Raw genomic sequence first — 24,199 nt, forward strand, 5'->3', positions numbered from 1 at the left:
GCCAGATCGCTTGACAGCGGCGGCAATCGCGAACATTCAAGGAACATCTAATCCTTCCCCAGTGATTCTGCGGGAGCCCGACCGGACGGCTGGATGTATCTCGAAAAGCTCAATCCGCAGCAGCGCATGGCCGTCGAGCATGGCACGCTCATCGACGGCAGCCATATTGCCGGGCCGCTGCTGGTCATTGCCGGCGCCGGCTCCGGCAAGACGAATACGTTGGCGCATCGGGTCGCCCATCTCATCGTCAAGGGCGCCGATCCCCGCCGCATCCTGCTGATGACCTTCTCGCGCCGGGCAGCCGCCGAGATGGCGCGGCGTGTCGAGCGCATCTGCCGCGATGTGCTTGGTTCGAATGCCGGCGTGATGGCGGACGCGCTTTCCTGGTCCGGCACCTTCCACGGCATCGGCGCGCGGCTGTTGCGCGATTATGCGGAGCAGATCGGTCTCGATCCTGGGTTTACCATCCACGACCGCGAAGACAGTGCCGATCTGATGAACCTGATCCGGCACGACCTCGGCTTCTCGAAGACGGAAAGCCGTTTTCCCACAAAAGGCACCTGCCTTGCCATCTATTCCAGGGCGGTGAATTCGGAAACCGCGCTCGACCTCGTGCTGCGCGACGTCTTTCCCTGGTGCGCGACGTGGGAGAAACAGCTGCGCGAACTTTTCGCCTGTTATGTCGAGGCCAAGCAGAGCCAGAACGTGCTCGATTACGACGATCTGCTGCTCTACTGGGCGCAGATGGTTGGCGAAGAAATGATTGCCGAGGATATCGGCAGCCGTTTCGACCATGTGCTGGTCGACGAATATCAGGACACCAACCGGTTGCAGGCCTCGATCCTGCTGGCGCTGAAGCCCCAAGGCCAGGGGTTGACCGTCGTCGGCGACGATGCCCAGTCGATCTATTCCTTCCGTGCCGCGACGGTGCGCAACATCCTCGATTTTCCCGCCGCCTTCAGCCCGGCCGCCAATATCGTCACGCTCGACCGTAACTACCGCTCGACGCAGCCGATCCTCGCCGCCGCCAACGCCGTCATCGACCTCGCCTCGGAGCGCTTCACCAAGAACCTCTGGACCGAGCGGCAATCGTCCGAGCGGCCGCGCCTCGTCACGGTGCGCGATGAGGCCGAGCAGGCGCGCTACATCACCGACATGGTGCTCGACAACCGCGAGGAAGGCCTCACGCTCAAACAGCAGGCCGTGCTCTTCCGTGCCTCGCATCACAGCGGGCCGCTGGAAGTCGAGCTGACCCGGCGGAACATTCCCTTCGTCAAGTTCGGCGGGCTGAAGTTTCTCGACAGCGCGCATGTGAAGGACATGCTGGCCGCCCTTCGCTTCGCGCAGAACCCGCGCGACCGGGTGGCCGGCTTCCGGCTGATGCAGATCCTGCCAGGCGTCGGGCCGTCGACGGCGCAGAAGACGCTCGACCTGATGGCCGAGGATGCCAACCCGATTACTGCTCTTGGCGCCATGCCGGCGCCACCGCGCTCCGGCGAGGACTGGACAACGTTCGTTTCGATGCTGCAGGAGCTGAAGACCGGCAAGGCCGGCTGGCCGGCAGAGATCGGCCTGGCACGGGAATGGTACGCACCGCATCTGGAACGGCTGCACGAGGATGCCGCGACGCGACAGGCCGACTTGTTGCAGCTCGAGCAGATCGCTAGCGGTTATGCCTCACGCGAGCGCTTTCTTACCGAGCTCACCCTCGATCCGCCGGATGCGACCAGCGACCAGGCGGGCGTACCGCTTCTCGACGAAGACTATCTCATCCTGTCCACCATCCATTCCGCCAAGGGCCAGGAATGGACGAGGGTCTTCATGCTGAATGTCGTCGACGGATGCATACCGAGCGACCTCGCCGTCGGCACCACCGCCGAAATCGAAGAGGAACGCCGGCTGCTCTATGTCGCCATGACGCGCGCTCGGGATGGTCTCGACCTCGTCGTTCCGCAACGCTTCTTCACCTATGGGCAGAACTCGCAGGGCGACCGGCACGTCTATGCCTCACGCAGCCGCTTCATTCCGGCAACGCTGCTGCAGTTCTTCGAAGCCTGCAGCTGGCCGCAGGTGAAATCTGGCAGCGCCGCCCAGCAGCAGGCGCGGCAGGTGCGCATCGATGTCGGCGCCCGCATGCGCGGCATGTGGCGATAGGCTGGATAGCGTTCAGAGTGAAAGCGGCGGTTCGGCCGGTTTCAGGAAATGCTCGATCCTTGCTGCTTCAACAGCCTCGACCGAGGCCGGCGACCATTTCGGATTGCGGTCCTTGTCGATGACGGCGGCGCGGATGCCCTCGAAGAAATCGGGATTATCAAGCATTTGCAGGCAGGCGCCGAGTTCACGGCCGAGGCATTCGGCGAGCGAGGCGCTGCCGCGGCCGGCTCTGAGCAGCCGCAAAGCGAGCTTCAGGCTGGTTGGTGAACGCGTCAGCAGCACCCGGCGCGTCTCGGAGGCGAATTCGCCCTCCTCATTGGCAAGTGCTGCCAGGATCTCCTCGACGCTGTCGAAACGGAATGCGCGATCGATTACCGCCGCGTTCTGCCTGAGCCGGCTTTCTCCCTGAGGCTCAGAAAGCGCCTGCAGCACGGCATCGACATCGCCGGATGAGCTGGCGCGCGGCAGGCCGGAGAGAGCATCGATCACCTCGTCAAGCCGTGACGAGGCGATCTGAAGATCGGCAAGGCGAGCGTGGATTGTATCGGCCGCACCGATATCGAGCCCTGTCAGACCGAGCCATGTTCCGGTCTCGCCGGGTGCGCGCGGCAGCAGCCAGGTGGCCCCGACATCCGGGACATAGCCGATGCCGGTTTCGGGCATGGCAAGGCGCGTGCGCTCGGTGACCATGCGGTGGCGGCCGTGCGACGACAGGCCGACGCCGCCGCCCATGGTGATGCCGTCCATCAGCGCGACATAGGGTTTGGGATAGGAGGCAATCATATGATTGAGGCGGAATTCCTCGCGCCAGAAGCTTCCCGCCAGGCCATCGCCGGCGCGGGCGCTCTCATGCAGGGCGCGGATATCGCCGCCGGCGCAGAAGCCGCGTTCGCCTTTCCCCGCCATCACGACGCTCGCCACCTCGGAATCGCCGGCAAAAGCGTGAAGGGCTTCGGTGATCGCCCGGATCATCGGCAGCGTCAGGCTGTTCAGTGCCCGCGGCCGGTTGAGCCGGATGACGCCTGCGGTGCCCCGCCGTTCAATGATGACTTCGCCGTCCTGCATGGTTCACCTCATCTGTTGCGACCATGAATAGACGACGGTGAAGCATCACTCCAGTCGATTTAAGGTCGGCTCAGGCAGACAACGAATTGCGGGCGGAGGCTTCGGCCTCGCACCGGGCGGCGTAATCGATGGCAAGTTCCAGCGGCAGCGGCCGCGAGAAATGATAGCCCTGCGCCAGACGAACGCCCATCGCCTTCAATCCCTCGGCGATCTCTTCGCTTTCGACGCCTTCGGCGACGGAGGCGATGCCGAGATTCTGGCAGAGATTGGCGACCGAGCGGGTGATGTTCATGCAACGGGCATCACGATCGAAATTCATCACGAAGGATTTGTCGATCTTCAGCTTGTCGAAGCCGAGACGATGAATATGGCTGAGGCTTGAATAGCCGGTGCCGAAGTCGTCCAGCGCGATCGAGATGCCGGCAGCGCGCAGCATTGATATCACCTGATCGGCGGTGTCGAAATCGGAGAGTAATGCCGTCTCGGTAATCTCGAATTCGATACGCTTCGGATCGATGCCGGATCGGGTGATCATGGCAAGCAGCGCCATCGAGGTCTCGTGGTCGCAGATATCGCGCGCCGAGAGATTGAAAGACAGGCTCAGATGCCGGGGAATGATCGCCAGCGCTTCGAGCGCCTTGGCGAAAAGGATGCGCGTCATGCGGCCGATGACGGCCGTGCGCTCGGCCGCCGGGATGAAGGCGTCTGGGCTAATGCGGCCGAAGCGGGCGCTGTCCCAGCGGGCGAGCGCCTCGTAAGCGACGACGCGGCCGCTCTTCAATTCGACGATCGGCTGATAGTCGAGTTTCAATTCCTTGGCGAAATCGTTCGCCTGCAACTCGAGTTCGATCAGGTGGCGCTGCGTCAGGATCTTCTCGTGCTCGGCCGAGAAGAATTCGACGCCGCTGCTGCGCTTGCTCTTGACCTGGTAGAGGGCGAAGTCCGCTTTCTCGTAGAGATCTTCGGCGGTGTACTCGCCGATGTCGGGATAGACGATACCGCAGGAACCGAAGACGCGGACCGAGCCGTCGGGGATTTCGAAAGGATCGCGGACGGCAGCACAGAGCGCCTGGCCAAGATCGGCGATCGCCTGGCGCGTCATCGAACAGGGGAAGATGATCCCGAACTCATCACCGCCGAGACGGGAGACGATGCCCTCTTCGCCGACCAGCGCGACGAAGCGGCGGGCCGTCTCCTTGAGCACGAGGTCGCCGGCGGCATGGCCGAAGACGTCGTTGACCGGCTTGAAGCCGTCGAGATCGAGAATGCCGAGGACGGGCGGCGAGGACGGATTCTTCTGCAGCCGTTTTTCCAACGAGAGAAAGAAGCTGCGGCGGTTGGCAAGGCCGGTCAGCTGGTCATGCAGCGCGTTACGGCTGTTGACGAGGTTCAGCTCCTCGGCTTCCGCCTGCTTCTGTTTCAATTCCTCGGTCAACTGCACGAGACCGACGAAATTCTGGAAATAGCTATTGATCACCCTGAGGAAGGGCAGGATCAGGAAGAGGCCGCTGATGGCCGTCGCGACGAAAACGGGATTGCCCGAGAACAAGAAGGTCGCGACCATGGCGCAGAAGGTGATGACCGTGGTGAGGGCTGCCGCCACCGGCAGGTGCATAAGGCAAAAGATGCAGGAAATGCCTGTCACGACGAGAAAATAGGCGATCTGACCCTGCTGGGAAGCATCGCCATATTGGTAAAGCGTGATCGCCCAGCCGCCGAAAGCGACAGCCAGGATGCCGGCCCCCGATATCGTCACCTTCATCAGCCTATAGGCCCGCTCGGCGGTGACGTTTTCCTTGCCCCGGATCTCCCACCAGCAGAGACGGAAGACACAGACGACACTCAAGACCACGGGAATGTAGAGCGAGAGCCAAAGGGGCGCGGATTTGAGGTGGATGATCGCCACCGCAAGGGCGTTGATGATCAAGAGGACATAGAGAATGGGGATCTGCGACGACAGGGCCCGGAACTGCGCCGTCAGAAGCGTCGGGTTGTCTTTTTGCAGCTGCAATGAGGCCAGAAAGTTCTTCATCTTCTCCTTTCCGTCAGCCAGAGCCCGCCAGAGAAAGCTTGATTTTTCCCTATTCAAGTCGTGTCATGCAGGAACCGGCAGGTCGGTCGCTCAGAACGACGCGGCGGCGAGTGCCCGGTGGATGCTGTGCAGGTCGTCGACGTTCTTGTTCGACAGGAACAGTTCCCAATCGAGCGAGCTCTGGACGATGGTTTCCAGCGAATCGTATCTGGGCTTCCAGTCGAGCACCTGCCTTGCGAGCGAAGCGTCCGCGACGACGCTTGCCGAATCGCCGGCACGGCGCGGCGCCATGTGGATCTTGAAGGAATGGCCGTGCAGGCGGGTGACCATGTTCAGCACGTCGAGCACGGAATAGCCGCTGCCATAACCGCAATTGGCAACCAGCGAGCCCTTGTCCCTGCGCAGGTGCTGCAGCGCCTTCAGATGTGCATCCGTGAGATCGCTGACATGAATGTAGTCGCGCACACCGGTGCCGTCATGGGTGGGATAGTCGATGCCGTAGACATTGACGCCGTCGCGCTTGCCGAGCGCTGCCTCGCAGGCGACCTTGATGAGGTGCGTGGCGCCTGAGGTCGACTGGCCGGCGCGGCGGTGCGGGTCGGCGCCGGCGACGTTGAAATAGCGAAGCGCGACATAGTTAAAGTCATAAGCGGCGGCGGCATCGCGCAGCATGAATTCGGTCATCAGCTTCGACTGGCCGTAAGGATTTTCCGGATTGAGGGGGGCCGTCTCCTTCACCGGCAGGTCGGTCTTTTGCTGGCCGTAGACGGCCGCCGTCGAAGAGAAGACGAAGTTGCGGATACCGGCCTTGACCGAAGCGCTCAGCAGCGCCCGGGTCTTGCCGGAATTGTTGTCGTAGTAGGAGAGCGGATCGGCGACCGAGACCGGAACGACGGCGGAGCCGGCGAAATGGATGATCGCCTCGATGTCGTTTTCGATGAAGACCTTTTTCAATATATCGGGATCGGCAACGTCGCCGAGATAGAAACGCGCCGCCGGCGCCACGGCCCAGCGAAAGCCCGTGGAGAGGCGATCGAGCACGACCACATCCTCGCCCGCATCGAGCAGCGCCCAAACCATGTGACTACCGATATATCCGGCCCCGCCCGTCACCAAAACCGCCATGTCCCGCATCCCTGCTTTCGTTTTTATAAGCAGGGGCATCAGGCGCCGGTTTTTCTTTCCAATTTTCTTATCGAACGGCCGTTGGAAGGCCTTTGAACGGGTATGTTTGGAGTCGTGGTTAGAGGCCGATTTCGGGCTTTGCTAGAGTTTTATCGATCCGCCGATTCCGGCACAAAATCGGCTTGGGCCGACCACCAGGTGGGGCCTTGTGGCCAATGTTGGTCAGAGCTTGAGGATATAGTCGCAGAGACGCTCAGCCGCGATCGCCACCTGCGTGGGATCACGCAGGAAACAGGCGCGCAGGAAAAGTTCGCCGCCCGGTCCGAAAGCGGTGCCGGGAGCAAGGCCGACGCCTGTCTTGTCGACGATGTCGAGCGCTGCCTTGCGGCTGTCTGCGACGCCGTCGATCTTCAGGAAGGCATAGATCGCGCCGTCCGGCTTCAGCGTCTCGACGCGGTTGGTGGCAATCAGCGCATCGCAGAGAATATCGCGGGAGCGGGCCGCCTTGGCGATATTGACAGCGACGAAATCGTCGCCGTGATCAAGGGCTGCGACAGCGCCTTTCTGCATGAACTGCGCCACCCCCGATGTCGAATACTGGATGAGATTTTCGAGCACCTGGCCCATTTCAGGTGGCGCTACGATCCAGCCGACGCGCCAGCCGGTCATCGACCAGTTCTTCGAAAAGGAATTGACGAAGATGATCTTGTCGCCCTCGTCCATCACATCGAGGAAAGAGGGCGCGCGGCCGCCGGCAAAATAGTAGCGGGCGTAGATTTCATCTGCCAGGATCCAGAGGTCGTGCTTGCGGGCAAGCGCCAGGATATCGCCAAGATCCTGCTTCGTTGCCGTCCAGCCCGTCGGGTTCGACGGCGTGTTAATGAAGATGCCCTTGGTCTTCGGGGTGATTGCCGTTTCGATGCGGTCAAGATCGACCGCCCATTTGCCGCCTTCAAACTGCAGCTCGACACCAACGGAGCGCGCACCTGCTATCTCGAGGGCGGCGGCAATGTTTGGCCAGGAAGGCGAGAGGTAAATCAGTTCATCGCCCGGCGAGGTCAGCGCCTGCACGGCGATCTGGATCGCCTGCATGCCGGAACCGGTAACGTAGAAATGCTCGACCGGAAGCCGGATTCCGAAATGTCTGTTGTAATAATCCGAAAGCGCCTGGCGAAGCTCCGGAATGCCGCGCTGCCAGGTGTAAAAGGTCTCGCCGGCGGCAAGCGCATCCATCGCCGCCCTGCTGATGAAATCGGGCGTCGGCAGATCGCCCTCACCCACCCAGAGCGGCAGCAGGCCTTCACGGCCACGGGCATAGTTGACGAGTTCGACGATCCCGCTTTCGGGCGCCGCCAGGGCGCGCGGGCTGAGGCTGCTGACAATCGACATGCATATCTCCGGTTTCCGCCTTCATAGCGGATTTGCGCCGGCAAATCCCATGACATCCAGTGATGGCATATCGATTTTGGTGATGAATGAGCCCGGCCGAAGCGGACGGGATCAAGCCGTCGGGCGCGTGGCGAGAAGATCACGGATTTCCGTCAGCAGCTGAACGTCTGCCGGCGGCGCTGGCAGCTCTTCCGGTGCCACCTTTTCCTGGCGCTCGACCTGGGCACGCAGGGTGTTCACGCCCTTGACCATCAGAAAAATGATCCAGGCGAGAATCAGGAAGTTGATGAGCACGGTGAGGAAGCTGCCATAGGCAAACACCGCTCCCTGCTCCCGGGCTGCGGCGAGCGACTGCGCGTTGACGGCCGACGAGAGTGGGAGGAAGTAATTCGAAAAATCGAAGCCGCCGAAAATGGCGCCGACGATCGGCATGATAAGGTCATCCACCAAAGATTTGACGATGCCACCGAAAGCGCCGCCGATGATGACGCCGACAGCAAGATCCATGACATTGCCGCGAGCGATAAAGGCCTTGAACTCATTGAGCATTGGATCCGTCTCCCTTTGACGCATTTTCAATGACATGCAATGGGTTTCATTAGCTACATCTTCATTGCAATTAATCAATCGGCAATCGCAATTATTCGACAATACCTCCCCCGCGGTCTTTGACTTAAGGCCTATATGTCCAGCAATTTTCAAAGCGTCTAAAATGACTTAAGCTGGCCACGTTGCGGGAGGTCCCGGCGGTTTTTCCGCCGGCGGAGGGTCAATGCTTCCAGGCTGGGTTATATTCGCGTCTGCCTTCGGCTATCTGCTCCTGCTTTTCGCCGTGGCAAGCTATGGCGACCGCAAGAACCGCGGCCAGGGCACGCTAAATCGCGGCCCGGGCACGCTGGAAGGCGGATGGCCCGTCGTCTATGCGCTGAGCCTTGCGATCTACTGCACCTCCTGGACCTATTTCGGCAGCGTCGGGCTTGCGGCGCAGCGCGGCTTGGAATTTGCCGGCATCTATATCGGCCCGATCCTGGTCTTTACCCTCGGCATGCCGCTGCTTCGCCGCATCATCGAGCTCGCCAAGGCGGAGAAGCTCACCTCGGTCGCCGATTTCGTCGCCGCGCGCTACGGCAAGAACCCGACGGTCGCCACGATCGTCGCGCTGATCTCGCTGATCGGCGCCATTCCTTATATCGCGCTGCAGCTCAAGGCGATCTCGAGCACCGTCAGCGCCATGGTCAATCCGTCCGATTACGGCATAGGCAGCGGCAACCTCTATTTCCTCGACCTGCCGCTCGCCGCGACGCTGGTGCTTGCCTGTTTCGCCATCATGTTCGGCACGCGGCATACGGATGCGACGGAACACCAGGATGGCCTGATCCTCGCCGTCTCGATGGAATCCGTGGTCAAGCTCGTCGCCTTCCTGACGGCCGGCGTCTGCGTCATCTGGTTTCTGTTCGACGGTCCGACCGATCTCTGGCGCAAGACCGTCGACAATGAGCTGGTCATGTCGGCGCTTAGCTACCACACGCCGATCAGCCGCTGGATCACCCTGATCATCTTGTCGGCCTTTGCGATCATCCTGCTGCCGCGGCAATTCCACGTGACGGTTGTCGAAAACCGGACACCGAAACAGCTGAAACTCGCGGGTTTCCTGTTTCCCAGCTATCTCATCGCCATCAATCTCTTCGTGCTGCCGGTGGCGATCGGCGGGCTGCTGACCTTCGGCGGCACCGGCAATGCCGATTTCTACATGCTGTCGCTGCCGCTTGCCGGCCAGATGCCCGTCATTTCGCTGATCATCTTCATCGGCGGTTTCTCCGCTGCAACGGCGATGGTGATCGTCGATTCCGTGGCGCTGTCGATCATGGTGTCGAACGACATCGTCATGCCGATCTTCCTCCGGCGCAAACTTGCCGGTCGCGCCAGCCTGCGCGACAATTTCGCCAAGACACTGCTCAACATCCGCCGCAGCGCCATTTTCGCCGTGCTGCTGTTCGGCTACGCCTATTACCGTTCGACCGACAGCACCGCCGGCCTTGCCTCGATCGGCCTTCTTTCCTTTGCCGCGATCGCGCAAATCGCCCCAGCGCTCTTCGGCGGGCTGATCTGGCGGCGGGCGAATGCGCGCGGCGCAATCCTCGGGCTTTCCTCCGGCTTCATCATCTGGATCTACCTGCTATTCCTGCCCTCGCTCGGCGGCCCCGACTATTCCTATGTTGCGAGCGCCGTACTCGGCTTCATCTTTCCCGGGACCACGCTGTTCACCGCGCCCGACGCGGATCCGCTGGTCAATGCGACGGCGATGAGCCTGCTCGTCAACAGCGCTTTCTTCGTCGTCGGCTCGCTCACCCGCAACGCAAAGCCTCTGGAACGCATTCAGGCCGGCATCTTCGTCAAGCGGCATTCGCGCTCGCAATTTGCCACGCGCGGCTGGAAGACCCGCATCAGCGTCGGCGATCTGAAAGCAGCGATCTCACGTTATCTTGGCGAAGAACGCATGCAGCGTTCGTTGACTACTTACGAACAAAGCTCCGGCCGTAAACTGGAAGACGAGCAGCCGGCCGACATGGCGCTCATCCATTTCAGCGAGCAACTGCTCGGCAGCGCCATCGGTTCGTCCTCGGCCAGGTTGGTGCTGTCATTGATCCTGCAGAAGATCGAGGATGCCTCTTCCGACACCGCCTGGCTGCTCGACCAGGCGAGCGAGGCGCTGCAATATAACCAGGACATGCTGCAGACGGCGCTTTCGCAGATGGACCAAGGCATTGCCGTCTTCGACAGTTCCAACCGGCTGACGATATGGAACCGGCGCTTCCGGCAATTGCTGGATCTGCCGGAAAGTGCCGGACAGGTCGGTTTTCCCTTGTCTGATATCGTCACCACGCTCATCCAGCGCGGCGATATCGCGCCTGGCGATCTCAGCCAGACGGTGCGACATTTCCTGACGCTCGACAAACCCTTCTCGCTGGTGCTCGGCGGCGGCGAGCGGATCATCGAGGTGCGCTCCAACGCCATGCCGGACAAGGGTATCGTCGCCACGTTCACCGACATCACCCAGCGCGTGAACGCCGACCAGGCGCTGAAACAGGCGAACGAGACGCTGGAGCAGCGCGTCGCCGAACGCACGGCCGAGCTGACCCGCGTCAACCGCGAACTCGGCGAGGCGCGCGCGGCCGCCGACGAGGCGAATATCGGCAAGACACGCTTTTTCGCCGCCGCCGGCCACGACATCCTGCAGCCACTCAATGCCGCCCGGCTTTATTCCTCGGCTCTGGTCGAGCGCATGGCGCAATCCGACAACAGCCCGATCGTGCGCAACATCGATTCCGCACTGGAATCGGTCGAGACCATTCTCGGCGCGGTGCTCGATATATCCAGGCTCGATACCGGCGCCATGCGGCCGCGGCTCGCCGCCGTCGCGCTCTCCGACCTGCTCAAGCGCATCGAGACCGATTTTGCGCCGATCGCGCGGGAAAAGCAGCTTAAGCTGGTGGTCATGCCGACATCGCTGCGCGTCCGCTCCGATCCCAATCTTCTGCGCCGGCTGGTGCAGAACCTCGTCTCCAACGCCATCAAATACACCATCACCGGCAAGGTGCTGGTCGGGGCGCGGCGGCGCGGCAACCAGGTGATCATCCAGGTGATCGATTCCGGCATCGGCATCCCGCCGTCGAAATTCCGCACCGTGTTCAAGGAATTCGCACGGCTGGACGAAGGTGCCAAAACCGCCTCCGGCCTCGGGCTCGGCCTGTCGATCGTCGACCGCATCGCCCGCGTGCTCAACCATCCGGTCGAGCTGCAGTCGACGCATGGCAAGGGCACAGAGTTCCGCATCGCCATGCCGCTCGACGTCTCGCGCCCGGCCGCGGCGGCAGCAGCAGTTGCCCCCGCCGACCGTCCCGGCCAGCCCCTGAGCGGGTTGAAGATCCTCTGCATCGATAACGAGCCGAAGATCCTCGAAGGCATGCGGCTGTTGATCAGCGGCTGGGGCTGCGAGGTGGAGGCGCTGGATAGCCTCGTCGAGGTCACCGCCCTCGATAGCCGGAAGGGACCGCCAGACATCGTCATCGCCGATTATCATCTCGGCGACGGCACCGGCATTGCCGCCATCCTGCATCTGCGCCGACAGTTCGGCGCCGATATCCCTGCCCTGATGATCACGGCCGACCGCACGCCGGAGGTGCGCAGCGAGGCCGAGCGATACGGTATCGCCGTTCAGCACAAGCCGGTACGCCCGGCGGCGCTGCGCGCCTATATCACCCAGATTTCCGGCCTCAAGCGCGCCGCCGCGGAGTAACTGAAAACTCAGTCCGTCGCGCTCATGACACGCGCAACCAGATCGCGCACACGCGCTGTCGCCGGCACATCGCCGAACAGGATGCGGTACATGATCGGCGCCACGACCTGGTCCATGACGCGTTCGACATCCGGAAAAGCCTCGCCGCGAGCCTTCGCCCTCTCGGCGATGACGTCGATCTGCTGGCGGGTATATTCGCTGCATTTACAGGCATTCGCGCCCGCCTGCGCCGCCAGCACGTCGCGGATCATCTCGCGGCCCGGGCCGGAGGACATTTCCTCGGCATATTGCTCGGCCCAGGCTTGAAGATCGGCCTTGCCGCTGCCGGCATCGACCGGCTGCATATCCGGCCGCAGCCGATCAACGGCGACATCGGCGAGAAGCTCCTGCAGGTCGCCCCAGCGGCGATAGATGGTCGACGGCGTCACCCCCGCCTTGCCGGCAATCAGCGGGATCGTCACGTCGGCGCGGCTCATCTCGGCCATCAGCTCACGGACCGCCTTGTGCACCGATGCCTGAACCCGCGCGCTTCTGCCGCCCGGACGGAGATTCTCTTTCACAGTCATGCTGGCAACCCGACTTCTCTCCTCGGCACCGATGGTTCAAAATCTTTGACAGACCTATTAACGCAAATAATTTGCTTTTATAGAGCGCCTGCCTTACGTAGCTAACGCAATGGCTTAGCTTTAAGGGGCTTATATATGTTCGCCGCAGCCAAATCCACCGAGAATTCGCCGCGCCCCTCGATCGGCTTTCATGCGCTGACGCTCGCGACCTTTTTCGGCGCCTCCGCGGCGCCGACGCCGCTCTACCGGATCTATCAGGAAAACTTCTCCGTTTCGCCGGTGCTGATCACGGTGATCTTCGCGGTCTACGCCTTCGCGCTGCTGGCGGCGCTGCTGATCGCCGGTTCGATCTCGGATCATCTCGGCCGCAAGCCGGTGATCTTTATCGCCCTCGTGCTCGAAATCGTCTCCATGGCGCTCTTCGTCGCCGCAAGCAGTCCCGCCTGGCTGATCGCGGCGCGGATCGTGCAGGGGCTGGCAACCGGGATCGCCGGCGCCTCGATCGGAGCGGCGCTCGTCGATGTCGACCGGGCAAAGGGACAGATCGTCAATTCGATCGCGCCGCTTTCCGGCATGGCGGTGGGGGCAGCGGGCACCAGCGCCCTGATCCAATACGGCCCCTTCCCGATGCATCTCACCTATGCGCTGTTGCTTGTCGCCTTCACGCTGCAGGCGGCCGGCACCTGGCTGACGGGCGAGACCGGTGGCACGCGGCCGGGCGCGCTCGGCTCGCTGATACCGCGGGTCACCGTTCCGCCGCAGGTGAAGCGGCCGCTCTCGCTGGTGACGCCGATCAACATCGCCAACTGGACGCTTGCCGGCTTCTATCTCTCGCTGGTCCCGTCGCTGGTCGCCAGCACGACCGGCAGCCGGGCGCCGCTGACGGGCGGGGCCGTCGTCACGGCGCTGATGGTGAGCGGAGCGATCGCCGTCTATCTCAGACGCAGCAAGACGGCCTCGGCCAATCTGGTTTTCGGCGTGTCGGCCAAGACGCTCGGCATCCTGACGGTCGTTGCCGGCGTCCATCTTGCCAATGTGCCGCTGCTGCTCGTCGGCACGATTTTCACCGGCGTCGGTTTCGGCACCAATTTCCTCGGGTCGATCGGCACCATCATGCCGCTTGCCAAGGCGGACGAGCGGGCCGGGCTGCTATCGGCCTTCTACGTCCAGAGCTACCTCGCCTTCAGCCTGCCGGCGATCCTTGCCGGGTTCCTGGCGAAATCGGCCGGTTACGCATTGACGACGGATATCTATGCGACGGCTATCCTGCTTTTGATGGGCGTCGGATTGGTGAGCATTCGCGCCGACAGGCGGAAGGTCGCGGGGAGTGCTGCCTGACTTTCTTCATGGCTTGAGATCGAGCAGCGCCCGGCCGCTGCCGTCCATGGCGAAGGGCACCGAGGCGTGCTGGTGGGCAACCAACCATCGGCCATCCTGCTTGACGAGGCCCAGCGTCTGGCGAAACCAGAGATCGACCTCGGCGCCATCGGTCTTGGTTCCCGTCATATGCATGAGGCCACTCCAGAAAGCGACATCCTCGCCGGCCGTCAGTTTGGCATCGCGCACCTCGCCGCCGATCGGGCCTTCCCAGGTATCGAACCAGGCCTGCAGACCCGCTTCATCCTGGCCGTAATAGGCGAGCGGCGGGGCCAGCGAAAATTCGACGGAATCCTCCGCCTCGTAAGAAAGCGCGTCCTTGGCATTCTTTTCGCCCAGCGCCTTGGCCCGCATCATCAGCATGGCGATAATCGCCTCTTCCTCGATCCTGACATTCGCCTGGTCTTTCACAATCGGTCTCCTTCTCCGTTATGGACATAGGACGAATGGGAGGACGGCAATTCGACAGTGACTTAAAAATTGAGCATGATGTTCGTGCGAAAACACTCGCATCATGCATCAGAGATAACTCGTCACCGCCGGTTCGTTCCACCAGGCATCGTGCCTGCCGTCGGCGTAACGAATTGGAAGCGCCGCCAGTTCCTCGGGTGTGATATCGTCGAGGCAGGCGATGTTGATCGAGACATAGGCGCCACCGATCGCTTCGACATAACCGTCGCCATAGGCCGGCACACCGCAGGTGCGGCAGAAGCGATGATGACCGCTCCTGGTGTTGAACTGATAGTCGGACGTTTCCGCCTGGTCGCACATCAGCCGGAAATCCTCCGGCTTGACGTTGGCGCCCCAATAGCGACGCTTGGCGCAGATCGAACAATTGCAGCGGCCGGTGCCCTCATCGAGGTCCATTTCCACCTCGTAGTGCACTTTGCCGCAATGGCAGCTTCCCTTGTAGGTTTTCTTCATGGCGCTCTCCTCCTTCGGCGTTGCCTTCAGTTTTCGGATATGACAATATGTTGTCATTATGGATGAGATACAAAATCGACAACATGTTGTCAAACAAAATCGACCGGAGCGGACGATGGAGGGGGATGCTTTTTCCGCTTTCGCGATCACCGCCCTTCGCCTCGCCGGCCATCTGACGGCGGCGGGCGACCAGTTGGCAAAGCCGGCAGGGCAAACCAGCGCGCGCTGGCAGGTTCTGGCCGCGGCAAGGCGCGGCAACATGTCGGTGGCGCAGATCGCCCGCGCGCTCGGCCTCGCCCGCCAGGGCGTGCAGCGGCTTGCCGACGTGCTGGAGAGCGAAGGCCTGATCGCCTATGCCGACAACCCGCAACACCAGCGCGCCAAGCTGGTGCGGCTGACGGAAGGAGGGGCGGCGCGGCTCGGTGTCATAGAGATCGCCCAAGCCGTGTGGGCCGATGGGCTGGGCGCAGCGTTTACATCAACCGAGCTCGATGCGGCGCGGGCGGTGATGGCGCGGGTCATGGAGATGCTGGAGGGTGGCGAGACGGCAGGCGGTTGAGCGCGTTTACCTGTCTTGCGGCGCTTGTTGTCGCTGGTGACGCATTCGGCTTGGTGATGCGAAAGATTCTTTAAGGTCGTACCGTGAGCACCCCCCTCTGCCCTGCCGGGCATCTCCCCCACAGGTGGGGAGATTGGCTGGGGGCGCCGGCTTCCCCAAACAATCAACGCTTCAACATGTCAGCTGCGGCAAGACGCCGAAGAGGTCCGATGGGCCGGCCACTTGCCGATCTCCCCACCTGTGGGGGAGATGCCCGGCAGGGCAGAGGGGGGTGTCGCGGACGCATTTCTTGGGAAAGGGCACAACATCAGCCAACGAGAAACAAAAAAAGGCCGGGTTAACCCGACCTTCCCTGCTATCTCAACGAACCGTGCCAGTACATCCGTGGTCACGATCCGGAGATGATATTTAGAGCCTTGAAGGCTCAGGCCGCCTGGAGGCGGTCTGCCGACATCTTGCCGGACTTGTTGTCGCGGACGAGCTCGTAAGACAGCTTCTGGCCATCCTTGAGATCGCGCATGCCAGCGCGTTCAACGGCGGAGATGTGGACGAAAACGTCGGCTGCGCCGTCATCCGGCTGAATGAAGCCGAAGCCCTTGGTTGCGTTGAACCACTTTACGGTACCTGTGCTCATGACGATATCCTTTTTGAATCGTTCATAGAAGACTGCAGCTCGGATAAATGCCGAGCAGCGATGAAAACCGATTTTGGAGGAAGTTCGCCAGGAACGACACAAAGGCCGTTTCAAAGTTCATCTAGCAAGATCGATGCGCGAACATGTAATCGGAAATTGTGTCCGTGACAAGGCCGCGGCAAGGGAAAGTCGAGTCGGGCCGATGGGGGAATCTTGACGTCGTGCCGTGATCGCCACCTCTGCCCCACGGCAGGATGGTAAAGGCGGCCTAAGCCGCCTGCCCCATCTTCGCATAGGGATCGAACCGGCCGTAGAACGTCTCGCCCTTGGCGGCCATGTCCTTCAGCAGCGGTGTCGGCTTGAAGTGGCTTCCGTAAGCAGAAGCTAACTTTTCCGCCAGTTCCACGAAAGCCTTTGCGCCCATGCCGTCGATATAGCTCAGCGCTCCGCCGGTATAGGGCGCGAAGCCGAATCCGAGGATCGAGCCGACATCGGCCTCACGCGGATCGGTGACGATGCCTTCCTCGACGGTGCGGGCGGCTTCCAGCGCGATGGTGACGAGGAAACGCTGTTTGAGGACGTTGACGTCAACCTCATCCGCCGGCTTCTGCGGGTAGAGGGTCTTGAGGTCGGGCCAGAGGGACTTCTTCGCCGGTTTCGGCGGGTAGTCGTAGAAGCCCTTGGAATTCTTGCGGCCGAAACGGCCCTCCTTTTCCACCATGCGGGAGATGAGTTCCATATGCCTGGGGTCGATGGCTTTTTCGCCGAGATCGGCGACCGTCGCCTTGAGGATTTTCAGCGAGAGGTCGATGGCGACCTCGTCGTTCAGCGCCAGCGGACCGACCGGCATGCCGGCCATCTTGGCGGCATTCTCGATCATGACAGGCGGCACGCCCTCGATCAGCATGTCGTAGCTTTCCGACATGTAGCGCAGCACGCAACGATTGACGAAGAAGCCGCGGGTGTCGTTGACGACGATCGGCGTCTTCTTGATGGCTGCAACATAGTCGAGAGCGACAGCCAGCGCCCTGTCGCCGGTGTCGCTTCCGAGGATGACCTCGGTCAGCATCATCTTCTCGACAGGCGAGAAGAAGTGAATGCCGATGAAATCGGCCGGGCGTTTCGAATTCTTGGCGAGACCGGATATCGGCAGTGTCGAGGTATTGGAGGCGAAGACCGCGCCTTCCGGCAGCACCGCTTCGACCGCCTCGATGACCGCTTTCTTCACCTCGCGATCCTCGAACACCGCCTCGATGACGAGATCGGCATTGGCGAGGTCGGCATAGTCTGCCGAGGGCGTGATTCGGGAGAGCAATGCGGCAGCCTCATCCTGCGTAAGACGTCCCTTACCGACCGAATCCTTGACCAGGCCTTCCGAGACGGCCTTGCCCTTGGTCGCCGCTTCGATGTCGCGATCGATCAGCGTCACGGGAATGCCGGCGGCGGCGGTGACATAAGCAATCGAGGCGCCCATGAAGCCGGCGCCGACGACGCCGACATGTTTCAGCTCGGTTTTCGCGTGACCGGCCGGGCGGCGGGCGCCCTTGCCGAGCTCCTGCATGGAAATGAACAGCGAGCGGATCATCGAGAAGGCTTCGCGGGTCTGCAGCACCTCGGTGAAATAACGCTGCTCGATCTTCAGGCCGGTGTCGAACGGCACCTGCAGGCCTTCGTAGACACATTTCAGGATGGCAAGCGCTGCCGGATAATTGCCCGATGTTTCCCTGCGCAGGATCGCCGGGGCTGCCGGCCAGAGCTGGGCGGAAGCCGGCGTCCAGATGCCGCCCCCCGGTGCCTTAAAGCCCTTCTCGTCCCACGGGGCGATCGGCTTCAGACCATCCTTGATCATCTGCTTTGCGGCCGGGATCAACTGATCGGGCTCGACCACCTGATGCACGAGGTTCATCGCCTTGGCGCGAGAGCCGGTCAGCGACTGGCCCGTCGTCATCATTTGCAGCGCATCCTGGGCGTTTGCCAGACGCGGCACACGCTGCGTGCCGCCCGCACCGGGGAAGATACCGACCTTCACCTCGGGCAGCGCGATCTTGACACTCTTGGCATTGGAGGCGACGCGGCCGTGGCAGGCGAGCGACAGTTCGAAAGCGCCGCCCATGCAGGTGCCGTTGATAGCGGAAACCCAGGGCTTGCCCGATGTTTCGAGCTTGCGGAACAGACCGCTCATGCGGCCGACCAGACCGAAGAGGTTTTGTACGGCCGTCTCTGGGCTCTTTGCCTTCTCCTCCTGATAGGAGCTGAACATCGACTTGATCATCGACAGATCGGCGCCGCCCGAGAAGGAGGACTTGCCCGAGGTGACGACGACACCCTTGATGGCGGCATCGGCGGTCGTGGCGTCGATGATGGCGTCGAGTTCGGCCATCACCTCGGCGGTGAAGACGTTCATCGATTTGCCGGGCATGTCCCAGGTGACGAGAGTTATGCCGTCGGCGTCGGTTTCGAGCGTGAAATTGGTGTAGGTCATTGGGTTCCTCCCCGATCAGGCCGGCAAATGGCTGCGCTGGGCGTCTAAGGTCTTCGTCTTTTCGGTGACGATATCGCCGGTATGCTTGGTCTCAGACGGCTCGAAAAGCACGATCCAGCATTCCTCCTGCGCAACCGGATTATGCTCGACACCTCTCGGCACGACATGAAAATCGCCGGCTTTCAGATGCACATGCGGGCGGTCGCGATATTCGATGGTAAGCGCCCCTTTCCAGATGAGGAAGAGTTCGTCCTCGTCGCGGTGGGAATGCCAGGCGAGCTGGTCCTTAACCTTGGCGAGCTTGACGCTCTGGCCGTTGAGATCGGCGATGACGCGGGGCGACCAGTGCTCGCTGACCTCGGCATATTCGGTTTCGATCGTGCCGGTGTTGAAGCCCATCATCAGACCCTTTCGATTACCGTTGCCGTGCCCATGCCGGCGCCGATGCAGAGTGTCACCAGCGCGGTGTTGAGGTCGCGGCGTTCAAGTTCGTCCAGCACGGTGCCAAGGATCATCGCGCCGGTGGCGCCGAGCGGATGGCCCATGGCGATGGCGCCGCCATTGACGTTGATCCTGTCATGGTCGATGTCGAAGGCCTGCATGTAGCGCAGCACGACGGCAGCGAAGGCCTCATTCAACTCGAAGAGGTCGATGTCGGAAAGGCTCAAGCCTGATCGTTTCAACAGTTTCTCGGTGACGTCGACAGGCCCGGTCAGCATCAAGGCCGGATCGGAGCCGATATTGGCGAAAGCCTTGATGCGGGCGCGCGGCTTTTTGCCCATGCTCTCACCGCCGGCTTTGGAGCCGAGCAGGACGACACTGGCACCATCGACGATGCCGGAGGAATTGCCTGCATGGTGGACATAGTTGATGCGCTCGATCTCAGGATGGGCCTGGATTCCGACGGCCTCGAAGCCGCCCATCTCGCCGGGCATCTGGAAGGACGGATTGAGGGAGGCGAGCGCCTGCATATCGGTGCCGGGGCGCATGTGTTCGTCCTTATCAAGGATCGTCAGGCCGTTCTGGTCCTTGACCGGGACGACCGACTTGTCGAACCAGCCCTTTTCCCAGGCATGGGCGGCACGCTTCTGGCTCTCGACCGCATAAGCGTCGACATCGGTTCTGCTGAAGCCGTATTTGGTGGCGATCAGATCGGCTGAGACACCCTGCGGCATGAAATAGGCCGGGAAATTCACCGAAGGGTCCATGAACCAGGCGCCGCCGGACATGCCGAGACCGACGCGGGACATGCTTTCGACGCCGCCTGCGATGACGATATCGTCGGCCCCTTGGGCGATCTTGCCGGCGCCGAAATTGACGGCATCGAGGCCGGAGGCGCAGAAGCGGGAGATCTGCATGCCGGGTGCCTTCGTGGAGTAACCGGCTTCGAAGGCGGCAGCCTTGGGGATCACGGCGCCGGCATCCATGACCGGATCGACGCAGCCCATGATGATGTCGTCGACCGTTTCCGTATCGAGCCCGTTGCGATCGCGGATCGCTTCCAGCGTCTTTGCCGCGAGGCGGACGGAGGGCACCTCATGCAGGGCGCCGTCCTTCTTGCCGCGGCCGCGCGGCGTACGCACGTGGTCGTAAATGAAAACCTCGGTCATTGTCTCATCTCCCTGACGGCGCGGCGGCGCCGGTGAATTTCATTTTTTTCGACCCTTCGGGCCACCTGACCGGGGTCGAGCCACGGGTCTCGACCCGTCCTTCGGACCCCCGCTGAGGAGAAGGGACACAATCAAAACGCATCGGCGGCCAGTTCCATCATCGTGTCGGCGCCGGCTTCGATGCGGGCCTTGCGAAGCGCGGTTTCCGGCATCAGGCGTTCCATGAAGAAGCGGGCGGTGATCAGCTTGTTCTTCAGGTAATCCTCGCGGGCGGCATCGCCGGATGCAAGGCCGTCCTCGGCGGCTTTCGCCATCTTCGCCCACATATAGCCGAGAATGACCACGCCGAAGAGGTGCATGTAGTCGGTCGAGCCGGCGCCGGCATTGTCGGGCTTGGCCATGGCGTTCTGCATGAACCACATGGTCGCGCCCTGGACGTCGTTCAAGCCCTTCTTCAGATGCTTGGTGAAGAAGGAGAGCTTTTCGTTGCCGCGGTTCTCCTCGCAGAAATCACCGATTTCCTTGAAGAGGGCCATGGCGGCACGGCCACCGTTCAAGGCGAGCTTACGGCCGACGAGATCGAGCGCCTGGATGCCGTTGGCGCCCTCATAGATCATGGCGATGCGGGCATCCCGCACATACTGGCTCATGCCGTGCTCTTCGATATAGCCGTGGCCACCGAAGACCTGCTGGGCCATGACGGCGTGATCGAAGCCCTTGTCGGTCATCACGCCCTTCAGGATCGGGGTGACGAGGCCGAGAATATCGTCGGCCGTCTGGCGCTCCTTCTCGTCGCTGGCGCGGTGGGCGATATCGGACTTGAGCGCGGTCCACAGCAGGAATGCGCGGCCGCCCTCGTTGAAGGCGCGGATGGTCATCAGCGTGCGGCGAATGTCCGGATGGACGATGATCGGATCGGCCTTCTTACCCGGCGCCTTGGGGCCGGACAGCGAGCGGCCCTGGATGCGGTCGCGGGCATAGCTGGCGGCGTTCTGATAGGCGATCTCGGAAATGGCGATGCCCTGCAGGCCGACCATCAGGCGGGCCTCGTTCATCATCACGAACATGGCGTTGAGGCCGCGGTTTTCGGCGCCGATCAGGAAGCCGGTCGCCTCGTCGTAATTCATCACGCAGGTGGCGTTGGCGTGGATGCCCATCTTGTGCTCGATCGCACCGCAGGAGACAGCGTTTCGGGCGCCGAGCACGCCGTCCTTACCGACGAGGATTTTCGGAACGATGAAGAGCGAGATGCCCTTGGTGCCCTCCGGCGCGCCCTCGATACGGGCCAGCACCAGATGGACGATATTGTCGGTCAGGTCGTGCTCGCCGGCGGAGATGAAGATCTTCTGGCCGGAGATCTTATAGCTGCCGTCAGCCTGCGGCACCGCCTTGGTGCGCAGCATGCCGAGATCGGTGCCGCAATGCGGCTCGGTGAGGTTCATGGTGCCGGACCACGTGCCATCCACCATCTTCGGCAGATAGGTGGCCTTCTGCTCATCGGAACCGTGGACGAGGAGTGCCGCGATCGCACCCTGCGTCAGGCCGGGATACATCATCAGCGACATGTTGGCTGCCGAAGTATATTCGCCGACGGCGGTATGCAGCGTATAGGGAAGCCCCTGGCCGCCGAATTCCTCCGGCACCGCAAGACCGATCCAGCCGCCTTCGCGATAGGCTTTATAGGCTTCCTTGAAACCCTTCGGTGTCGAGACGCTCGCATCATCGTGACGCGTGCAGCCTTCCTGGTCGCCGGAATAGTTCAGCGGAAAGAGAGCTTCCTCTGCAACCCTTCCGGCCTCGCCGAGGATCGCCTCGATCATATCGGGGGTCGCGTCGGCAAAACCCGGCAGATTGTTATAGCGTTCGAGACCCAGCACGTCGTTGAGGACGAAAAGCGTATCGTTCACCGGGGCCTTGTAGACTGGCATCTCTCAAATTCCTCCCATTCGGCTGACCGGGTCGCGCCGGCCTTGGGCACTGTCTTACAAAATATTGACGTTTGCGTAAACGTCAAATTCTGCGCTTGTGTCGTCTTTTTTTGAAAAAATTCGAGGGCACGAATCCGCGGCGACAAAGCGCCGGGAGGAACAGACGCAATCTCATCTTCCTTGTCCATCGCAGAACGGGGTACAAGCGGAAGCGTCTATCATCGCGCGGCCAGCGCTTCGGGCCGGCGGCAGCAAATCACAGCATCGCGGTAGGTCAGTAGCACTGTCTTAACCATCGCGAAAAATTGGTTGCGATCGTTCAGTGGCCGGCTGCTATAGCGGAGCGTATTGAAATAGGGCGTTCGGGAAATCGCATTTGAAACAGGTAATTGGTGCCGCCACAGGATTGTTGATCAGTTGTTCAGTGGTAATTGCGCAGGAACCCCCGCCCCATCCCATGTTGACGAAAGAGCAGTTTCTATCTTATTCCGCCGGGGCGATCGTTGCGGGTATGTATTGCGGAAAGCTTGAATTAAATGGCGATTTCTTCGCCGGGTATGAGTACGGAACCGGTATCTCACCGTCCCTTGATCCCTATTTCCGGTCAGAAATGAAGCGGCTTGAGAAAGAAGCCAAAGGCGATCTGAAGAGCTACTGTTCGTTAGCAAGACTAATGTTTTACAAGGGTAACAAACCAAAACCGTTGGTGGCTCCTCTTTTGATCGACAAGCCGTAGGAGCGCCTCTGCGCGAAGAGCCGTCGCGCCTTCGACCTCGAGCCCGCGTTCAACGACTGGTCTGCGCAGACCGGCCTTCCCTTCATCCATCTCTCGCGCATCAGCGCCTACTCGATCGATTCGACGCAGCGCGCTGAAATTCCGGCCGAGTTATGGCGAAGGCCGCTCAGGCTTCCTACGTCATCAGGACGATTCATCGAGGAAGACATCATGACCGATATTCCCTATGAGAGCGCACTCATCGTCGGTGCGGGCTCCGGCATCAGCGCATCGCTTGCCCGGCAATTGTCGGCGCAGGGCTTCAAGGTGGGGCTCGCCGCCCGCAATATCGAAAAACTCCAGGCGCTGGTCGATGAAACGGGCGCCAGCGCCTTTACTGCCGACGTCTCGCAGCCGGCGAGCGTCGTGGCACTCTTCGAAGAGGCCGCTGCCGCAATCGGCGGGCCTGACGTGGTGATCTTCAATGCCAGCGCGCGTCAGCGCGGCCCGCTCGCCGAACTCGATCCCGCCGATGTCGAGAAGGCGATTGCGACCACTGCTTTCGGCGGTTTCCTGGTGGTGCAGCAGGCGGCACGGCGGATGATCCCGCGCGGCCGCGGCGCCATCCTCATCACCGGCGCGTCGGCAAGCGTGAAGGGTTTTGCGCAATCGGCCCCCTTCGCGATGGGCAAATTCGCGCTGCGCGGCCTTGCCCAGAGTGCCGCCCGCGAACTCGGGCCGATGGGCATTCATGTCGCGCATTTCGTCATCGACGGCGCGGTGCGCTCGCAGATCCGGCCGGACCGGGTGGAGAAGCCGGATGGCACGCTGCTGCCGGATGCGATCGCCCAGACCTATATCGATGTGCTTCGCCAGCACCGCAGCGCATGGTCGCTGGAGGTTGAAGTCCGGCCCTGGACGGAGAGCTTCTGAGCCCTGCTGGGCGGCTATCGCTACGAATATTACGATATTCCCGACACCGATCTCGGCCAGTCTTCGTCTATGGCCCTGAAGGCGTGAAGATCGAGCTGCGATATCCAGGCCGGCCTGAGCGCGCGAGCGGCCATTCGATATGACGCGTTCGGCGGCAATTGCCGCCAAAAACGGCGTTTGGAACACAAACGTTAAAAAATTCCCATCGGCATTAACGGCTTGTTTACCACGTTTCGTGAAAGGTGCGGATTGAGCAGTAGTGATCCGCATCCTTTCCCCAGTCTCGCGTTCCCCTAGGATGCCGCTACATCGTTCAGCCTGAGGAAAGTCTAATTGACTATCGTCTTATGAATGGTGCGCTCCGGTCCGCTTAAAGCGGGCAGCAGACGAAAAGCCAAAGATCGAGCTC

General features: G+C 61.7%; 19 protein-coding genes. 6 read left to right on the plus strand and 13 right to left on the minus strand.

Annotation, left to right across the window (positions count from 1 at the left end; translation table 11 throughout):
* Positions 1–93 precede the first annotated feature (93 nt).
* Positions 94–2,154 (plus strand): ATP-dependent helicase, encoded by a 2,061-nt coding sequence (locus tag G9X64_RS21260; RefSeq protein ID WP_168312334.1) that lies wholly within the window; start codon positions 94–96, stop codon positions 2,152–2,154.
* 12 nt (positions 2,155–2,166) lie between these two features.
* Here the strand turns inward: G9X64_RS21260 and G9X64_RS21265 are convergent, their stop codons facing one another.
* The 5 genes from G9X64_RS21265 to mscL all read right to left on the minus strand — a co-directional run bounded on the left by G9X64_RS21265 (position 2,167) and on the right by mscL (position 8,314).
* Complete coding sequence (locus tag G9X64_RS21265; protein ID WP_168312335.1) at positions 2,167–3,219, minus strand: enoyl-CoA hydratase/isomerase family protein; 1,053 nt, start codon at positions 3,217–3,219, stop codon at positions 2,167–2,169.
* 70 nt (positions 3,220–3,289) lie between these two features.
* Positions 3,290–5,251, minus strand: coding sequence for a putative bifunctional diguanylate cyclase/phosphodiesterase (locus G9X64_RS21270; RefSeq protein ID WP_171377360.1), 1,962 nt, complete (start codon positions 5,249–5,251; stop codon positions 3,290–3,292).
* Between the two features lie 90 nt (positions 5,252–5,341).
* Complete coding sequence (gene galE / locus G9X64_RS21275) at positions 5,342–6,376, minus strand: UDP-glucose 4-epimerase GalE (protein ID WP_168312337.1); 1,035 nt, start codon at positions 6,374–6,376, stop codon at positions 5,342–5,344.
* Between the two features lie 222 nt (positions 6,377–6,598).
* Positions 6,599–7,765 (minus strand): pyridoxal phosphate-dependent aminotransferase, encoded by a 1,167-nt coding sequence (locus tag G9X64_RS21280; RefSeq protein ID WP_168312338.1) that lies wholly within the window; start codon positions 7,763–7,765, stop codon positions 6,599–6,601.
* Positions 7,766–7,876: 111 nt separating this feature from the next.
* The gene (gene mscL, locus G9X64_RS21285; RefSeq protein ID WP_012755977.1) at positions 7,877–8,314 is read right to left on the minus strand and encodes a large conductance mechanosensitive channel protein MscL; all 438 of its coding nucleotides are present in this window, start codon (positions 8,312–8,314) and stop codon (positions 7,877–7,879) included.
* Between the two features lie 223 nt (positions 8,315–8,537).
* On the opposite strand from mscL, the gene G9X64_RS21290 reads away from it, so the two are divergent.
* Positions 8,538–12,062 carry a PAS domain-containing hybrid sensor histidine kinase/response regulator gene (locus tag G9X64_RS21290; protein ID WP_168312339.1) on the plus strand — a complete coding sequence of 1,175 codons (3,525 nt, stop codon included), beginning with the start codon at positions 8,538–8,540 and terminating at the stop codon, positions 12,060–12,062.
* Between the two features lie 8 nt (positions 12,063–12,070).
* Here the strand turns inward: G9X64_RS21290 and G9X64_RS21295 are convergent, their stop codons facing one another.
* Positions 12,071–12,628, minus strand: coding sequence for a TetR/AcrR family transcriptional regulator (locus G9X64_RS21295; RefSeq protein WP_168312340.1), 558 nt, complete (start codon positions 12,626–12,628; stop codon positions 12,071–12,073).
* A 135-nt stretch (positions 12,629–12,763) separates the two neighbouring features.
* Here G9X64_RS21295 and G9X64_RS21300 point away from each other — a divergent pair, with 135 nt between their 5' ends.
* Positions 12,764–13,966, plus strand: a complete 1,203-nt coding sequence (locus tag G9X64_RS21300; protein WP_168312341.1) for an MFS transporter — start codon at positions 12,764–12,766, stop codon at positions 13,964–13,966.
* A gap of 6 nt (positions 13,967–13,972) precedes the next feature.
* Here G9X64_RS21300 and G9X64_RS21305 read toward each other — a convergent pair whose 3' ends face one another.
* Both G9X64_RS21305 and G9X64_RS21310 read right to left on the minus strand, forming a co-directional pair.
* Positions 13,973–14,416 (minus strand): YybH family protein, encoded by a 444-nt coding sequence (locus tag G9X64_RS21305; protein WP_168312342.1) that lies wholly within the window; start codon positions 14,414–14,416, stop codon positions 13,973–13,975.
* A gap of 108 nt (positions 14,417–14,524) precedes the next feature.
* On the minus strand, positions 14,525–14,929 hold the full coding sequence (locus G9X64_RS21310) for a GFA family protein (RefSeq protein ID WP_168312343.1): 405 nt from the start codon (positions 14,927–14,929) through the stop codon (positions 14,525–14,527).
* Between the two features lie 58 nt (positions 14,930–14,987).
* Between G9X64_RS21310 and G9X64_RS21315 the strand changes: the two genes are divergently transcribed.
* The gene (locus G9X64_RS21315) at positions 14,988–15,488 is read left to right on the plus strand and encodes a MarR family winged helix-turn-helix transcriptional regulator (protein ID WP_171377361.1); all 501 of its coding nucleotides are present in this window, start codon (positions 14,988–14,990) and stop codon (positions 15,486–15,488) included.
* Between the two features lie 424 nt (positions 15,489–15,912).
* Here G9X64_RS21315 and G9X64_RS21320 read toward each other — a convergent pair whose 3' ends face one another.
* From G9X64_RS21320 to G9X64_RS21340, 5 genes are all read right to left on the minus strand, one after another.
* Complete coding sequence (locus tag G9X64_RS21320) at positions 15,913–16,122, minus strand: cold-shock protein (protein WP_003545273.1); 210 nt, start codon at positions 16,120–16,122, stop codon at positions 15,913–15,915.
* A gap of 268 nt (positions 16,123–16,390) precedes the next feature.
* Positions 16,391–18,604, minus strand: a complete 2,214-nt coding sequence (locus tag G9X64_RS21325; protein ID WP_168312344.1) for a 3-hydroxyacyl-CoA dehydrogenase NAD-binding domain-containing protein — start codon at positions 18,602–18,604, stop codon at positions 16,391–16,393.
* Between the two features lie 15 nt (positions 18,605–18,619).
* Positions 18,620–19,003, minus strand: coding sequence for a cupin domain-containing protein (locus G9X64_RS21330; protein ID WP_168312384.1), 384 nt, complete (start codon positions 19,001–19,003; stop codon positions 18,620–18,622).
* Positions 19,004–19,005: 2 nt separating this feature from the next.
* Positions 19,006–20,214, minus strand: a complete 1,209-nt coding sequence (locus tag G9X64_RS21335; protein ID WP_168312345.1) for an acetyl-CoA C-acetyltransferase — start codon at positions 20,212–20,214, stop codon at positions 19,006–19,008.
* Positions 20,215–20,345: 131 nt separating this feature from the next.
* A complete protein-coding gene (locus G9X64_RS21340; protein WP_168312346.1) occupies positions 20,346–22,142 on the minus strand; it encodes an acyl-CoA dehydrogenase C-terminal domain-containing protein in 1,797 nt (598 codons plus the stop codon).
* 376 nt (positions 22,143–22,518) lie between these two features.
* Here G9X64_RS21340 and G9X64_RS21345 point away from each other — a divergent pair, with 376 nt between their 5' ends.
* Positions 22,519–22,878: a hypothetical protein gene (locus tag G9X64_RS21345; protein ID WP_131619413.1), complete on the plus strand. Its 360-nt coding sequence runs from the start codon at positions 22,519–22,521 to the stop codon at positions 22,876–22,878.
* 210 nt (positions 22,879–23,088) lie between these two features.
* Positions 23,089–23,790, plus strand: a complete 702-nt coding sequence (locus G9X64_RS21350; RefSeq protein ID WP_168312347.1) for an SDR family NAD(P)-dependent oxidoreductase — start codon at positions 23,089–23,091, stop codon at positions 23,788–23,790.
* The last annotated feature ends 409 nt before the right edge of the window (positions 23,791–24,199 follow it).

The sequence above is a fragment of the Rhizobium sophorae genome, assembly GCF_013087515.1.
Classification (GTDB): Bacteria; Pseudomonadota; Alphaproteobacteria; order Rhizobiales; family Rhizobiaceae; genus Rhizobium; species Rhizobium sophorae.

Excerpts from the sequence above, each read along its gene's own strand:
- G9X64_RS21280 (WP_168312338.1), bottom strand. The coding sequence starts at position 7,765 with ATGTCGATTGTCAGCAGCCTCAGCCCGCGCGCCCTGGCGGCGCCCGAA.
- G9X64_RS21300 (WP_168312341.1), top strand. The coding sequence starts at position 12,764 with ATGTTCGCCGCAGCCAAATCCACCGAGAATTCGCCGCGCCCCTCGATC.
- G9X64_RS21350 (WP_168312347.1), top strand. The coding sequence starts at position 23,089 with ATGACCGATATTCCCTATGAGAGCGCACTCATCGTCGGTGCGGGCTCC.
- G9X64_RS21340 (WP_168312346.1), bottom strand. The coding sequence starts at position 22,142 with ATGCCAGTCTACAAGGCCCCGGTGAACGATACGCTTTTCGTCCTCAAC.
- G9X64_RS21320 (WP_003545273.1), bottom strand. The coding sequence starts at position 16,122 with ATGAGCACAGGTACCGTAAAGTGGTTCAACGCAACCAAGGGCTTCGGC.
- mscL (WP_012755977.1), bottom strand. The coding sequence starts at position 8,314 with ATGCTCAATGAGTTCAAGGCCTTTATCGCTCGCGGCAATGTCATGGAT.
- G9X64_RS21335 (WP_168312345.1), bottom strand. The coding sequence starts at position 20,214 with ATGACCGAGGTTTTCATTTACGACCACGTGCGTACGCCGCGCGGCCGC.
- G9X64_RS21260 (WP_168312334.1), top strand. The coding sequence starts at position 94 with ATGTATCTCGAAAAGCTCAATCCGCAGCAGCGCATGGCCGTCGAGCAT.
- G9X64_RS21330 (WP_168312384.1), bottom strand. The coding sequence starts at position 19,003 with ATGGGCTTCAACACCGGCACGATCGAAACCGAATATGCCGAGGTCAGC.
- G9X64_RS21265 (WP_168312335.1), bottom strand. The coding sequence starts at position 3,219 with ATGCAGGACGGCGAAGTCATCATTGAACGGCGGGGCACCGCAGGCGTC.
- G9X64_RS21325 (WP_168312344.1), bottom strand. The coding sequence starts at position 18,604 with ATGACCTACACCAATTTCACGCTCGAAACCGACGCCGACGGCATAACT.
- galE (WP_168312337.1), bottom strand. The coding sequence starts at position 6,376 with ATGGCGGTTTTGGTGACGGGCGGGGCCGGATATATCGGTAGTCACATG.
- G9X64_RS21270 (WP_171377360.1), bottom strand. The coding sequence starts at position 5,251 with ATGAAGAACTTTCTGGCCTCATTGCAGCTGCAAAAAGACAACCCGACG.
- G9X64_RS21295 (WP_168312340.1), bottom strand. The coding sequence starts at position 12,628 with ATGACTGTGAAAGAGAATCTCCGTCCGGGCGGCAGAAGCGCGCGGGTT.
- G9X64_RS21290 (WP_168312339.1), top strand. The coding sequence starts at position 8,538 with ATGCTTCCAGGCTGGGTTATATTCGCGTCTGCCTTCGGCTATCTGCTC.
- G9X64_RS21310 (WP_168312343.1), bottom strand. The coding sequence starts at position 14,929 with ATGAAGAAAACCTACAAGGGAAGCTGCCATTGCGGCAAAGTGCACTAC.
- G9X64_RS21315 (WP_171377361.1), top strand. The coding sequence starts at position 14,988 with ATGGATGAGATACAAAATCGACAACATGTTGTCAAACAAAATCGACCG.